The 15,090-nt window shown below is 46.1% G+C and carries 14 protein-coding genes; 1 reads left to right on the top strand and 13 read right to left on the bottom strand.

Annotation, left to right across the window (positions count from 1 at the left end; translation table 11 throughout):
- Positions 1 to 91: 91 nt before the first annotated feature.
- The 4 genes from KQI_RS0123025 to ilvB all read right to left on the bottom strand — a co-directional run bounded on the left by KQI_RS0123025 (position 92) and on the right by ilvB (position 5,148).
- Entirely contained in the window at positions 92 to 1,633 is a 1,542-nt protein-coding gene (locus tag KQI_RS0123025) for a 2-isopropylmalate synthase (RefSeq protein WP_007429527.1), read from the bottom strand.
- A 127-nt stretch (positions 1,634 to 1,760) separates the two neighbouring features.
- Positions 1,761 to 2,753: a ketol-acid reductoisomerase gene (gene ilvC / locus KQI_RS0123030; RefSeq protein ID WP_010349241.1), complete on the bottom strand. Its 993-nt coding sequence runs from the start codon at positions 2,751 to 2,753 to the stop codon at positions 1,761 to 1,763.
- 162 nt (positions 2,754 to 2,915) lie between these two features.
- Positions 2,916 to 3,401 (bottom strand): acetolactate synthase small subunit, encoded by a 486-nt coding sequence (ilvN, locus tag KQI_RS0123035; protein WP_007429525.1) that lies wholly within the window; start codon positions 3,399 to 3,401, stop codon positions 2,916 to 2,918.
- Position 3,402: 1 nt separating this feature from the next.
- Positions 3,403 to 5,148 carry a biosynthetic-type acetolactate synthase large subunit gene (gene ilvB / locus KQI_RS0123040; RefSeq protein ID WP_010349242.1) on the bottom strand — a complete coding sequence of 582 codons (1,746 nt, stop codon included), beginning with the start codon at positions 5,146 to 5,148 and terminating at the stop codon, positions 3,403 to 3,405.
- Between the two features lie 614 nt (positions 5,149 to 5,762).
- Between ilvB and KQI_RS0123045 the strand changes: the two genes are divergently transcribed.
- Positions 5,763 to 6,203 carry a GNAT family N-acetyltransferase gene (locus tag KQI_RS0123045; protein WP_010349243.1) on the top strand — a complete coding sequence of 147 codons (441 nt, stop codon included), beginning with the start codon at positions 5,763 to 5,765 and terminating at the stop codon, positions 6,201 to 6,203.
- Positions 6,204 to 6,237: 34 nt separating this feature from the next.
- Here KQI_RS0123045 and KQI_RS0123050 read toward each other — a convergent pair whose 3' ends face one another.
- From KQI_RS0123050 to KQI_RS0123090, 9 genes are all read right to left on the bottom strand, one after another.
- The gene (locus KQI_RS0123050) at positions 6,238 to 6,567 is read right to left on the bottom strand and encodes a hypothetical protein (RefSeq protein WP_010349244.1); all 330 of its coding nucleotides are present in this window, start codon (positions 6,565 to 6,567) and stop codon (positions 6,238 to 6,240) included.
- 261 nt (positions 6,568 to 6,828) lie between these two features.
- Positions 6,829 to 7,788: an ABC transporter permease gene (locus KQI_RS0123055; RefSeq protein WP_010349245.1), complete on the bottom strand. Its 960-nt coding sequence runs from the start codon at positions 7,786 to 7,788 to the stop codon at positions 6,829 to 6,831.
- Position 7,789: 1 nt separating this feature from the next.
- The gene (locus KQI_RS0123060) at positions 7,790 to 8,869 is read right to left on the bottom strand and encodes an ABC transporter permease (RefSeq protein WP_010349246.1); all 1,080 of its coding nucleotides are present in this window, start codon (positions 8,867 to 8,869) and stop codon (positions 7,790 to 7,792) included.
- Positions 8,862 to 10,400, bottom strand: a complete 1,539-nt coding sequence (locus KQI_RS0123065; RefSeq protein ID WP_029390300.1) for an ABC transporter ATP-binding protein — start codon at positions 10,398 to 10,400, stop codon at positions 8,862 to 8,864. Before KQI_RS0123065 ends, KQI_RS0123060 begins: the two co-directional genes overlap by 8 nt.
- A 137-nt stretch (positions 10,401 to 10,537) precedes the next feature.
- Positions 10,538 to 11,575 carry a BMP family lipoprotein gene (locus KQI_RS0123070; protein WP_010349248.1) on the bottom strand — a complete coding sequence of 346 codons (1,038 nt, stop codon included), beginning with the start codon at positions 11,573 to 11,575 and terminating at the stop codon, positions 10,538 to 10,540.
- Positions 11,576 to 11,946: 371 nt separating this feature from the next.
- Positions 11,947 to 12,306 (bottom strand): 50S ribosomal protein L20, encoded by a 360-nt coding sequence (gene rplT / locus KQI_RS0123075; RefSeq protein ID WP_007429517.1) that lies wholly within the window; start codon positions 12,304 to 12,306, stop codon positions 11,947 to 11,949.
- Between the two features lie 53 nt (positions 12,307 to 12,359).
- Complete coding sequence (rpmI, locus tag KQI_RS0123080; protein ID WP_010349249.1) at positions 12,360 to 12,560, bottom strand: 50S ribosomal protein L35; 201 nt, start codon at positions 12,558 to 12,560, stop codon at positions 12,360 to 12,362.
- Between the two features lie 20 nt (positions 12,561 to 12,580).
- A complete protein-coding gene (gene infC / locus KQI_RS0123085) occupies positions 12,581 to 13,078 on the bottom strand; it encodes a translation initiation factor IF-3 (RefSeq protein ID WP_010349250.1) in 498 nt (165 codons plus the stop codon).
- A gap of 317 nt (positions 13,079 to 13,395) precedes the next feature.
- Positions 13,396 to 14,634, bottom strand: a complete 1,239-nt coding sequence (locus tag KQI_RS0123090) for a glycosyltransferase family 2 protein (RefSeq protein ID WP_010349251.1) — start codon at positions 14,632 to 14,634, stop codon at positions 13,396 to 13,398.
- Between the last annotated feature and the right edge of the window lie 456 nt (positions 14,635 to 15,090).

Consider the following 15,090-nt stretch of genomic DNA (forward strand, 5'->3'; position numbering starts at 1 on the left):
CTCGAAAGTACAATATATAGATGAACCAAACCGTTTCGAGCTATATATTGCTGAATTGAAATCGCTTTGGGGATTTATGCAAAATGCCCAATTAGGAATTATAATCTACGCGATTGCTGTAGTTTTTACGCTTGTCGATCAAACCGTTCAGTGCATCCACGTAAGCTCGGGCACTTGCTTCCAGAATATCGGTGCTTACGCCACGCCCCTGCACTGACAGCCCATTTTGCGTCAGCACCACGTGCACTTCACCCAGAGCATCCTTACCATGGGTAACAGACTTGATGGAGTAATCCGACAGTACAACGCTCTCGCCGCTGGCTTCATCAATCGCATTGTAAATCGCATCGACAGAACCGTTCCCTTCAGCCTCCGTCTCAATAACCTGACCTTCTTCGTTAACCAGACTCACTTTGGCAGAAGGCGTAGTCTCATTACCGAAGGTTACGAACATCGTTTTCAGCGTGAAGACCTCAGGTGTATCTGCCAGTTTTTCTTCCAGCAATGCCAGAATGTCATCATCTGATACTTCCTTCTTCTTGTCAGCCAAATCCTTGAACTGCCCGAAAGCTCGGTTCAGCTCTTCTTCACTCAATTCGTAGCCCAGCTCGATCAAACGCTCGCGGAAGGCGTGACGTCCGGAATGCTTGCCCAGAACCAGCTTGCTTTCCTTCAGCCCGATACTTTCCGGCGTCATGATTTCATAGGTGGTTTTTTCCTTCAGCATGCCATCCTGATGAATACCTGATTCATGTGCAAAAGCATTCGCACCAACAATTGCCTTGTTCCCCGGCACCACCATCCCTGTCAAACGGCTGACCAGACGGCTCGTACGGGAAATTTCCGACAATTGCAAAGATGTTTTGGCCTGAAAAAATTCCTGTCTCGTTTCCAGCGCCATCGCAATCTCCTCAATAGCTGTATTTCCGGCGCGTTCGCCAATGCCGTTAATGGTTCCCTCAATCTGATCCGCCCCGTTCAGGATTGCAGCCAGTGTATTAGCGGTAGCCATGCCCAAATCGTTGTGACAATGCGCACTCAGTTGAATCTTATCTACATCAACTACATTTTCCTTGATATGCTTGAAAATGTTACCGTATTCATAAGGTGTCAAGTAACCCACCGTATCTGGGATATTGACGACAGACGCGCCCTCCTGTACAGCCATGGTGACCATTTCGACTACAAAATCAAGCTCTGTACGACCTGCATCCTCCAAAGAAAATTCCACTTTGGGCAAATATTTCAATCCATAGCGAATGGCTGAACGGGCAGTCTCCAATACCTGTGCTTTCTCCATCCGCAGCTTATGCTGACGGTGAATCGGCGAGGTTGCCAAAAAGATATGGATACATGGGTCCTGTGCTCCTTTGAGCGCCTCGCGAACCGCATCAATATCCTGCTCCCTTGCACGTGAAAGCCCGATGACTGTTGAATTTTTGACAGCCTTGGCAACCGCATTAACAGCGGCCAAATCCCCCGGTGAAGCAGCCGGGAATCCTGCTTCCATACGGTCAATCCCCAGTTTTTCCAACTGATGGGCGATCTCTACTTTCTCACGGGTATTCAAGTTCACGCCCGGTGATTGTTCCCCGTCTCTCAACGTTGTGTCAAATATATATATTTTGCGCAACGTAATACACCTCCCTCAGGATTAGGACCTTTAAATTTACAATGCGGCTCATGCAATAAGCAGGGCCGCATTGTAAGATAAGCTTTATGAATGAATCATATTGTTGAACACAGAGTACAAAAAGAGCTTACTTTTTGATCCAATGCATCATTTCACGCAATTGTCCGCCCACCACTTCAATCGGATGATTAGCTTCGTTACGACGAGTAGCCGTCAGGAACGCGCGTCCGGATTGATTTTCAAGGATAAAGTCACGAGCAAATTTACCTTGCTGAATATCAGTCAATACTTCCTTCATCGCTTTCTTCGTATCTTCTGTTACCACACGTGGTCCAGTTACATAATCACCATATTCTGCTGTATTACTGATGGAATCGCGCATCGTTGCCAATCCGCCTTCATACATCAGGTCAACAATCAGCTTAAGCTCATGCAAGCATTCGAAGTAAGCCATCTCAGGAGCATATCCTGCTTCAGTTAATGTTTCGAAGCCTGCTTTTACGAGTGCGCTCACGCCGCCACACAAGACTGCCTGCTCACCGAACAGATCCGTTTCCGTTTCTTCACGGAAGGAGGTTTCGATCACGCCCGCACGTGTACAACCGATGCCTTTTGCGTAGGCAAGACCGATTTCTTTGGCTTGACCCGTTGCGTCCTGCTCAATTGCGATCAGACCCGGTACACCAAAACCTTCTACATAGGTACGACGTACCATATGCCCTGGGGATTTTGGAGCAACCAGCAATACATCACTATCTTTAGGAGCTACGATTTGTCCGAAATGAACATTAAAACCATGGGAGAACAAAAGAGCTGCGCCTTTTTTCAGGTTAGGTTCAATTTCATTTTTGTAAACAGAAGCTTGTGTTTCATCCGGCAACAAAATTTGAACCACATCTGCACGGCTTGTTGCATCAGCTACGTTCAGAACTTCAAAACCGTCGTTTCTTGCGACATCGGCTGATTTGCCTTCACGCAAACCAATAACAACACTCACACCACTGTCACGCAGGTTTTGTGCTTGAGCATGTCCTTGGCTACCGTAACCGATAACGGCAACTGTTTTTCCTTTCAATACGCTAAGTTCTGCATCTTTTTCGTAGTACGTTGTAACTGCCATGGTTAATTTCCTCCTTTTAATTGGACCCTTCATAATGAGCGGGTACTCCAAGAGATTTTGCCTCGCAAACAGTATCCAAAATCTCTTCGAGCCCCCGCTCTTATGCGGGCGGTTCTTTATTGATGTAATGCGCTATAAGCGGTAATCCGTTAAAGCTCCGTATTAAGCATTGCCGCGTACCATAGCTGTAACGCCGGTTCGGGTCAACTCGCGAATACCGTAAGGCTTCAGCAACTCAATCATGGCGTCTATTTTTTCAGTATCGCCAATGACCTGAACGATCAAGCTCGTCGTTCCAACATCAATGACAGCTGCTCTGAATGTTTCCACCACACCCATGATTTCCGGCCGCTGAGGTGGCTCCGCCTTTACCTTGATCATCGCCAATTCACGAGCAACCATCGGCTTGGAGCTAAGATCGATGACCTTGATCACATCAACCAGCTTATAAAGCTGCTTTTCAATCTGCTCCAGGTTGTTCTCATCTCCCACAGTTACGATGACCATACGGGATAATCCGACTTCTTCCGATTGACCGACGGTTATACTCTCAATGTTAAAGCCACGGCGACCGAACAGACCGGACACACGCTGCAAAACGCCGGGATGATCATTTACCAGTACAGCAATGGTATTTTTAGTCGTCATTTTACTCGTCCCCCATCAGCATTTGATCAATTGTCGAACCTTGCGTCACCATCGGATATACATTCTCTTCTCTGCTGACTACAAACTCGACAACGACCGGTCCGGGTGTATCAAGCGCCTCCTGCCAAGCCCGACGTGCCTCTTCCTTATTCGTAGCACGCAAACCTTTTACACCGTATGCTTCAGCTAGTTTCACAAAATCCGGGCTTCCAGCCAGATCAATGTGACTATACCGGTTGTTATAGATCAATTCCTGCCATTGGCGAACCATTCCAAGCACCTGATTGTTAATGATTACGATTTTGACCGGGATATTGTTGATCGCGCAGATGGCTAGCTCCTGCGAACACATTTGCATACCGCCGTCTCCGTTAATCGAGATTACCAATCGGTCGGGATTGGCCATCTGAGCGCCAATCGCTGAAGGAAAACCAAAGCCCATCGTCCCCAGTCCACCAGATGTCACCCATGAGCGCGGCTGATTGAATTTGTAATACTGCGCTGCCCACATTTGATGCTGGCCCACATCCGTCGTAACGATTGCGCCGCCCTTGGTCGTTTCATCCAGCAGTTCAATAACCCATTGTGGCTTAAGCACTGTATCGGAATCCTTATAAGAATAAGGCTTCTCGTTCTTCCATCGCTGAATTTGTGCTCTCCATGCATCTGCCAGGTCCGCACGTTTCACATCCTGGTTCAGCAATTCCAGTACTGCCTTCACATCACCTACGATTGGAATGTCGGTCGCTACATTTTTGCCAATTTCAGCAGGATCGATATCAATGTGGACGATTTTGGCTTGTGGAGCAAATCCATCCAGCTTGCCTGTCACCCGATCATCAAAACGAGCACCGATGCAGATCAGCAGATCCGACTGTTGAATAGCCTGATTGGAGGTGTACGTTCCGTGCATACCCGGCATTCCCGTCCATAGCTCGTGTCCACTTGGGAAAGCTCCCAGTCCCAACAATGTTGTCGTAATAGGAATTTCCGTTTTACGAACAAACTCGTAAAGTGCCTCATGTCCACCGGAGTATATAACCCCGCCACCGGCTAGAATGAACGGGCGTTCTGCCTCTGATATAGCCTGAGTCAGCTTGTCTAGTTGAATCTTGTTAGGCAGCACTGTCGGGCTATAGCCCCGCATAGTCACAGGTCCCGTTTGTGGAACAAACAGCGTTTGGGCTGCCGAAATATCCTTCGGGATATCAATCAGCACCGGCCCCTTGCGGCCTGTGTTGGCAATATGAAATGCCTCATGAATGATCCGCGGCAGTTCCTCTACGTCTCTTACCAGATAGCTGTGCTTCGTAATCGGCATTGTAATTCCCGTGATATCAGCTTCCTGGAAAGCATCCGTGCCGATCAGGGAGGATACTACATTACCCGTGATGACCACCAACGGCACCGAATCCATATAAGCCGTCGCAATACCCGTTACTAGGTTTGTCGCACCAGGTCCGGATGTTGCGATACAGACCCCAACTTTACCGCTTGCCCGTGCATAACCATCTGCCGCATGAATTGCTCCTTGCTCGTGCCGGGTGAGAACATGCTTGAAATCCTTAAAGCCATACATGGCATCGTAAATATAAAGCACTGCACCACCAGGATATCCGAAGACACAATCTACTCCCTCCAGCAACAGGCTACGGAGCAAAATTTCCGAACCTGTAATCACTTCAGGTTCCATCCACTTTTGACGTAATTCATCGGTTGACCGAACTTCAGGAATTTGTGCACTCATTGGTCATCCTCCTTTACAAAATTTACATACAGCTAACATTTGTGAAAACAAAAAAACCTTTCATCCCTAGAACAGACTTGCTGTTACTGAGGGACGAAAGGCTGTAGCTTCCGTGGTACCACCCGTGTTTGCCCGATATCTCACAATATCGAACCTTGGCAGGTACAGAAATCACAAAGGATTTCCATATCTGGCGTCTGTAACGTAGACCGTACGATTTTCCCTAATAGGTGAATCGGTGCACCGCTAAAATTCATTGGGCCCAAATACTTTTCAGGAAAACAGCTCCGAGGTGAGCTCGTTAAAAAGGGATTTTGGTGAAGCTTGCAGCTAATGCCTCACTCTCTGAACAAAAGAGCCCTAATCACTTCGTCCTCTTCATTGCCGTTGTGTTCATGTCATTCTTTCAAATGTTTAGACACATTATATGTCCCCCATCTGGGATAGTCAATACCCAGATTTCATAAAAATTTATGTTTATCTTTTGAAGCACCTCAAAGTCGCACGCATGCAACCGATGCCCGCATATGATAAAAAGACCACACGGTAAGACGGGTGCACACCTCCAAAACCACGTCTTGTCTTGTTAACTGGGTAGAAAAGGAGGCCCGTTTATGATTCGCAAACGCATCGCTCAGGATGATACGGTGATCTTTCGTCTGATCGAGCAAGAGCTTGTCCCCCTATCACATTTAAGCGCCCAGGAAATGGAGCAAATACGTAAAGAATTACCCCGGCGCTTAAACCGGGGCATCACTTTTGTGGCTTGCAGGCCGGATCATGCACAGGTTGTTGGCTTCATTCATGTTATGCTGCACGGGGAACTGTTATACATTGATTTGATCGCAATTTCTTCGGCTCATCAAGGTAAGCGCTACGGAAAAAAATTGCTGGAATATGCTGAGCACTACGGGCGAATACGACGCTGCAAGCGGGTCAAAGTCATGGTAGACGAAGACAATATCCGGGGAATCCATTTTTATCTGCGCCACCAATATCAAATATTGCGCTACGTAGCCCTGAGCCGATGCCACGAACTTGAAAAATCACTGTGAAAAGCCGACTCCTTGGGATGCTGATCTTGTTATCCTAAAATAAATTGGGGTAATACGGAGAACCTCCCCCAGGATACCCCCCATTGGTATAAGGGGCAGGCTGAGGGTCGTATCCATAGCCTGGTCCGTAGCCATTATATCCGCCGTAGGCATAAGGAGCCGTGCCGATGGCAAGCAAGTCAAACAGCACCAGGGGAATAATCGCCTTCGTGTTTACTTTTTTCTTGCGGTTTGGTTGGAGAACCAGTCGGTTGCCCGAAATGCGGATCAGCTTGCCGCTGACCTGGGAACCATCCTTGCGAGTAGCGAAGATGACTTTGCCAACAAGCTTCTCCACCTGCTTTCTGGTTACTGCCTGTTTCATCGTATTTCCTCCTTCTTTCTCAACGAATGGACAGATTGAACGGCTCCTTGATAGCTCACCACTACCACAAAATAGACTGGAGCTGACAGGGGCCGAGCGTCCGTCCAATCTGCATAGCACATTCTATTCTCTTCATACCAGAAGCGTATGTTTAAATGCCTGCACAACCTAAAAAAATCTAGTACCTGAGATGCAGATACCAGATTTTTGAGGTGTCAATTACAGTTTTAAAACATAAAACTGACAGCTGTTGATGACTTCTTAACGCTTGCTAGGATCATAAAGCTGACCCAAAGCAGCCGGAGCTCGTGACCGGCCTACAGCTGCTACCAGTACAATAATCGTCAAGAGATACGGCAGCATAAAAATAATTTCCTGGGGAATACTTTGCGACCATGCAAACAACTGTACATAGTTGCGAATCGCTTGTGAAAAGCCGAAAAATACGGCTGCGCCAAAAGCACCGAGCGGATTCCATTTGCCGAAAATCATAGCGGCAATAGCAATATATCCCTGACCGGAAACTGTATTATGCGAGAACATATTGGTTGTAGTCAGGGTGATCGTAGCTCCACCTATGCCTGCCAACGCACCACTAATCATGACACCGATATAACGAAGGCGATTAACCTTGATACCTACGGTATCCGCTGCACCCGGATGCTCCCCAACCGAACGCAAACGCAAGCCAAATGGAGTTTTATACAAGGTGAAATATCCAATAATAACCAATAAAATAGCCAGGTACGTCGTTGGATATGCCTGAAAAAAGGCTTTCCCTGCAATTGGAATATCCACAAGGTAAGGAATGGATATTTCGTTAAAACCTTGAATACGACCGGTGTCACCATCACCTTCAAATAAAAGCTTGACCATGTATAGCGTACTACCTGCCGCCAGAAAGTTAATGACAATCCCGCTTATGACTTGATCTGCTTTAAACGTAATCGAGGCTACAGCATGAATCAACGATACCAGAATACCGAACACCGCAGCCGACAGCACGCCTACCCAAGCTGCAGAGGTGCCTCCCAGTCCCGCTTGCTCAGCATAAAATCCGCCGACACCAGCCGCAAACGCCCCAAATACCATTAGTCCTTCCAAACCGAGGTTCGTTACACCGGATTTTTCTGAAAAAACTCCGCCGAGAGACGCAAATATAATCGCCGTCGCAAAAACGAGCGTTGTATGGATTAATTCACCAAGTGTTAACCAACTCATTTTACAACACCTTCTCTTTCTTCCGCTTGGAGTAGAGCGGCTTCACAACCCAGCGCACAATTCCTTGGGCCGCAATGAAGAAAATAATCGAGCCAATGACCACCCGGATAATTTCGGGCGGTACATCCGCGCTAAAGCTCATCCCTGCCGAACCATACGTAAGCGTTCCGAACAAAACAGAGCCCAGTAACACACCGAATGGATTATTCATCCCGATCAGAGCCACGGCGATACCGTCAAAGCCGGTTCCCGGTGATCCGGCCATGACGGATTGGTAATGGAATACCCCCAGCACTTCAAATGCACCCGCCAAGCCCGCAAAAACACCACTAATAAACATCGCTTTTACGATATTGCGATTTACATTCATACCAGCATAACGGGATGCATCCTGATTAAATCCGACAGCCCGAAGCTCGTAGCCCTGTTTTGTTTTCCACATGAAAATATAGAAAAATACCGCTGCCAGCAGCGCAATGACTGTACCCCAATGAACCCGGGCATTTCCCATCATCTGCGACAGCCATTCGATGGAGATGGAAGCGGAAGGCTGAATGTCCACCGAACGATTTTCACCTTCCAATAATGCAAACTGGTTAATCACCAGGTTGGCCAAATACAGGCCAACCCAGTTCATCATAATGCAGGTAATGACTTCATTTACGCCCCGCTTGGCCTTCAAATAGCCCGCAATCGCAGCCCACAGGCCGCCGAAAACAGCCCCTGCAATGACAGCCAGCGGAGCATGAATTATGGCAGGCAGTCCATGCAGCTTGATGCCCACGATGGAAGCAGCCGTCATACCTACCAGAAACTGACCTTCGCCACCGATATTAAATAAGCCAGCTCGAGCCGCAAAAGCAAATGCCAAGCCCGTCAGAATCAGAGGGGTCATTTCACGGATAGCCTCGCCAAAGTTGTATGAATCTCCGTATACACGGCTAAACAATGCGGAATAGGCCACAATCGGATCATACCCGCCTATCAGCATCACGACAGCACCCAGAAGCAGACCCAAAATAATAGAGACCAGTGCCAGTACAAAGGAGTCTTTCGTAAATATTTTCAATAGGTTAGCCATTCTCTGCTCCTTTCTTCACTGCACTTCCTGCCATCATAAGTCCCAATTCCTGGTCATTCGTTTCTTCCGGCAACACTTCTCCGACAATTTTGCCCTCATAGATGACAGCAATGCGGTCGGATACATTCATAATCTCGTCCAGCTCAAAAGAAATAAGAAGGACCGCTTTACCTTGATCCCGCTGAGCAATCAGCTGTTTCTGGACAAACTCAATGGCCCCGACATCCAGACCGCGTGTAGGCTGCGCTGCAATAAGAAGATCCGGGTTTTTATCAATTTCACGCGCAATGATCGCCTTTTGCTGATTTCCCCCAGACAACGCTCTTGCCTTTGTATGAATATCTGGTGTTCTTACATCGAACTTCTCGATAAGACTTTTTGCCTGTTTATCGATAGCCTCTTTATTCAAAAAGCCATTTTTACTGTAAGGTGCTTGATAATACGTCTCCAGCACCATATTTTCACTCATGGAAAAATCGAGCACCAGCCCATGTTTATGGCGGTCCTCCGGTATATGTGAAACACCTGCCTCGGAAATTTTGCGCGGCGGCTGATTTGTAATCTCTTGTCCAAGCAATTGAATGCTTCCACCATCGACCTTGCGCAAGCCTGTCAAGGCTTCAATCAGCTCACTCTGACCATTGCCATCTACACCAGCAATCCCCAGAATCTCACCCGCCTTAACCTTCAGGTTCAACTCATTCAGAACACTAATGCCATCCTTGTTTTTAGAGACCACATGGTTCATTTCGAGTACAGTCTTTCCTGGCTGTGCAGGCTGCTTGTCCACTTTAAAGGACACACGACGACCTACCATTTTCTCCGCCAGTTCATTCGGTGTAGTTGCTGACGTTTTGACCGTGTCAATAACCTGACCTCGACGAATAATGGTAACCGTATCTGCAATTTGCATAATTTCTTTGAGCTTATGCGTGATCAGAATGATGGATTTACCCTCAGCAACCAAGCGCTTCATAATGTCCAGCAGCTCAGTGATTTCTTGTGGTGTTAACACCGCGGTAGGCTCATCGAAAATGAGAATATCTGCACCGCGATAGAGGGTTTTGATAATCTCCACACGTTGCTGCATACCAACGGATATATCCTCAATTTTGGCATTCGGATTCACTTGAAGCCCGTATTGCTCAGACAACCGCTGTACTTCGGCGGCAGCCTTTTTATAATTGATTTTCAGACCCTTACGAGGCTCCGAGCCCAGGACAATATTTTCGGTAACGGTAAACGGCTGTACGAGCTTAAAATGCTGATGCACCATGCCGATCCCCAGATCAATCGCCTTGTTGGGGCTATCAATCTGTACTGGCTTACCACCGATTTCAATCGTCCCTTCTTCTGGCTGATACAGTCCGAAAAGAATATTCATAAGCGTAGATTTACCCGCGCCATTCTCACCCAAAAGGGCATGAATTTCTCCCTTATGCAGCTTGATGCTGATAGAGTCGTTGGCAACGATGCCTGGGAATCGTTTTGTAATTTTCTTCAACTCAACGACGGGGGTCGCTGCATCCATGAAATCACCCTTATACACTTTATAGTATGTGCTCCAATGAGCTGACTGACCTTTATTATTCGTATAACTCCAGACGTAAGAACAAGGCTAGTTTCATGAACCAGCCTTGCCGCCACCTCTATGTTCTTCAAACCCAATTATTTCGAAGGAACTGTAATTTCGCCCTTGATAATTTTTTGCTTATATTGTTCTACAAGATCAAGTACGTCTTTAGGGACATTTTTCGTTGATGTATCCGCCAGACCAACTCCGTTATCCTTCAGAGCCAGTGTTTCAATACCACCCTTGAACTTACCGTCAACAACTTCTTTAGATACGCGTTTTACAGCTTCATCCACACGTTTCACCATGGAGGTCAACGTTACGTCGTCACCAAACTCAAGGGATTGGTCTTTATCAACACCAATAACCCATACTTGCTGCCCTTGTTGCTTCCGTGCGAGTGCTTCGTTAAATACACCCGTACCTGATCCGCCAGCCGCGTGGAAAATAATATCAGCACCAGCGTTGTAGATCGTTGCAGCAGCAGCCTTGCCAAGATCCGGCTTATCAAATGCACCTGTGTAATTCACTTCCAATTTTGCATTTGGATTTACAGCCTTGATTCCCGCTTCAAAGCCTTTTTCAAAACGTTTGATCAGCGGGCTGTCTTGTCCACCTACAAAACCAATTTTGTTTGTTTTGGTAAGCTTACCAGCTACAACCCCTACCAGGAAGGAACCTTCATTTTCAGCAAAAACAACCGATTTTACGTTAGGCGCATTCACGACACTGTCGATAATCGCCAGATTTTTGTTCGGGTTATCTTTCGCTACTTGTCCAATCGCATTCGCCAGATTAAAACCGATTCCCCAAGTCAGGTTAAAATCACCCTTAACAAATTGGTTCAGGTTAGGAATATAATCTTGATCCGATTTACTTTGCAGGTATTTAACTTTAGCACCTGTTTCTTTTTGAGTGGCTTGCAGTGCTTCCCAAGCAGATTGGTTAAACGATTTGTCATTTACTCCACCCACATCTGTAACCATGCCGATTTGGACATTTGATGTTTTGGCAGAACTGCCTGTGTCCCCACCACTTGCGTTGGACGCACCTTGGTTTTTGCTGCCGCAGCCTGCGAGAATGACCGAGATCGCCAGCAGCATAACCAAAGACATACTGAACATTTTCTTCATGCTGATACTGTTCCCCCTTAGTGTTAGATCCCTGGAACTGCCTCTTTTTCTTTGAAAATGGTACATGCCATACATGTCATTTACTGGCGAGACAGATCGTACAGAAGACTTACTTTAGAGATTATACAATTATGATCGGCTAAAATCTAGATAATTAATAACCTTGGGTCAATTTTTTTTGAATTTCCATAAATGTAAGCGTTACAACCTCAAAAAATACATACATTCTACCATCACACGTCATATTCATTCGTATTTTGGGGAAATTTTGCCTTTTCGCATCACTAAACATATACAAAAAAAGGCATCCCTACACAGCGTACTGCTTGGGATACCTCTTTTACCACTATCGTGGTCTCCACACTCAATAATTAAGCGTTGATTTTGCCTTTAGCAACAGTTGCCAAAGAGTTGAACGCATTGATATCGTTGACTGCAAGATCAGCCAGGATTTTGCGGTTAATGTCCACACCAGCCAGTTTCAGGCCGTGCATCAGTTTGCTGTAAGACAAACCATTCAAACGAGCTGCTGCATTAATACGCACGATCCACAGTCTGCGGAAATTACGTTTCGTCTGACGACGGTCACGGTATGCGTAAACAAGCGATTTCATTACCTGCTCGTTAGCTGTTTTAAAAATGCGGTGTTTAGAACCAAAATAACCTTTAGCAAGCTTCAATACTTTTTTATGACGACGACGAACGACGAATCCGCCCTTTACTCTTGCCATATCAAAAGACCTCCCAAATAATGTTTATGCTTTATTTATTGCCGAGCTTTATGCTATTTGAGGTTAGCAAGACCTTGTTTCAGACGTCTAACGTCCCCAGGTGCCATCTCAGGGTTAGTACCCAGAACGCGTTTTGCACGTTTGGATTTGTGGGAAAGCAAATGGTTTCTGTAAGCTTTGTAACGCATTACTTTACCAGTACCGGTAATTTTGAAGCGGCCTTTAAGGCTGCTATGTGTTTTCATTTTAGGCATTGAACTTCCTCCTTAATTTATCATTGGCTCTTTGGAGCCAATATCATAATCATGCTGCGTCCTTCGAGCTTGGGTTGGCGCTCCACGGTACAAAGATCAGCAACTTCCAATTTCACACGCTCGAGAATTTTTTGTCCCACATTAGCATGGGTAATTTCACGACCGCGGAAACGAACAGAGCATTTCACCTTGTCCCCTTCATTCAGGAACTTCACCACATTGCGAAACTTGGTCTGGTAGTCATGTTCCTCGATGTTGGAACGGAACCATACCTCTTTGATGTCAACGATCTTCTGGTTCTTACGGGCTTCCTTTTCTTTCTTCTGTTGCTCATAGCGGAATTTTCCGTAATCCATAATCCGACACACGGGCGGCTTCGCTTGAGGCGCCACGTTCACGAGATCCAAGTTTGCGTCAATCGCCATTTGCAGAGCTTCACGAGTCGGTTTAATTCCGATTTGTTCCCCGTTCGCACCAACAAGACGTACTTCTCTCACCCGAATCTCATCATTGATCATATGTTCCTTACTAATAACCCTCCACCTCCAGAACCTGTTATTTTGTATTTTGTGTGTAGACACAAAAAAGGGATGACGACTATACAGCCGACATCCCTGTCTGATACTCAATTCATCATGAAAATTCAATTCACAAATCATTGGATCATGACCAGCCGGCAATACCGGGCAGGTGAGAAGTCGGACCTTCTGCTTGTTAATCCATAATCTTCAATTAACATACTCATGTATCTTATCATCTTGCAGACAACGTGTCAACACCTTTCAAAGAAATAAGTGACACCTCGTCTCTTCGATACATTTTTACCATTCTGCAATTATCCTTGCTTGCTCTGAACCTCTTCAAGACGAACGACACGCGTATGCTGAGTGTGGCTCCATTGCTTGTTGTTCTGTGTGAAGAACGCATAGAACGTAATCGGATACCAAGAAACCAGATAGACTGGGAACAGCAGCAAGTACAGATATACTTTTTTGAACGTGACCTTTTCCAGGATCATCGCGATCAAAAAGGTGATAATGTTCAGACTCACAGCCACAAAACCGATCCAAGCAGGGAATTGTACATAGATATTTTCAATATTGGGTCCACCAAATAATACAATATCTACCCACATCACCATGGTCATCAAGAAGGTAAACAGTACGATATACACGTTCAAGCCATACAGAGCCATATCGAATTTAATCAGGCTTCTATGCTTGATACTTTGCCACAACAACGGGAAGAAATAACGACGAGCGACCGTAAAATGCCCCTGCATCCAGCGCAGACGCTGTCTGGACGAAGCTTTGAACGTCAACGGCTTCTCATCATACACTTTGGCATCGTAATTAAATCTTGGATATACGTTGCGTTGTGTACAGCGCATGGTGAATTCCAAATCCTCTACCAGACTTGTTGCACCCCAGCCCATTTCCTTGAGCAGATTCGTTTCAAAGCACATGCCTGTACCACCAAGGAAATTAGCCATATTCAGGTTGTGACGCGACAGCTGCCACAAACGGTTGATGTACCAGTAAGATACACCGTATGCGGCTGTAATCCAGGAATCCTCAGGATTTTTGGTATCAATGTAGCCCTGGATAACACGGGCCCCTGTGCACAAATCATTGTTCATTTCGCTCAAAAAATTGGTATGCGCCAAATTGTCAGCATCAAACATGACAATGGCATCATACTGGCGTGGCATAGCCCATAATTCCTTGAGCATCCACTCAATAGCATAGCCTTTACCACGCAAGTTCGGATTCGTGCGTTCACAAGCGTTCATACCATGAGCGCGAACGATGTCCGCCGTCTTGTCCGTACAGTTATCACAAATCACGAATACATCGTATAGTTCCTTCGGATAGTCAAGCTGCTTCAGGTTTTCCATCAATGCTCCAACAACCTGTTCTTCATTGTGGGCAGCGACTAAAATGGCAAACGATTTTTCTGGAGCTGCGTGCTCTTTTCTTTTTTTGCGTACCAATCCGAACAAGGAAAATGCAAACTGATAGACAGCGATCACCGCCAGTATGATCTGGAGTGTCATGAAAATAGCGTCTAACATAATCTCTTGTTACCCCCTTTTTATACCCCTTAAAAATCTTGCGTTTATTTGTTTTCTCTCTGTGTAGCGCAAGCTGCGGCGCTTTTGTGCGCCTTTTTCTGTAATTTTGACCCGACCCTTGCTTTCTTCATTGGCTGTGCACAGCCCCCTTTTGGCTGACACAGGAACGCCATTACGATTTTCGTTGGTTTTCAATCTTTTGTCAAAGCCTTAAAACCGGTCTCAGCAGCAAAAAAACACGACAAACTCCCGTTTAATCCAGGAATGCGGCGCTGAGTCTCCCATTCATAACGCTTAGGTCTTATTTTCATCCATTTGCTAACTTTTTATTTCTTTGGTCCCCCCTTTTCGTGGGCCAATTAGCAACCACTTCTAACCACTCTATCTTATTAGACGGATGAACGCAAAGAAAGTTATACAATTCAGCTTATATTCCTTAAACATTTTTGTGTAGAA

This window comes from Paenibacillus peoriae KCTC 3763, assembly GCF_000236805.1.
GTDB classification, from domain to species: Bacteria; Bacillota; Bacilli; order Paenibacillales; family Paenibacillaceae; genus Paenibacillus; species Paenibacillus peoriae.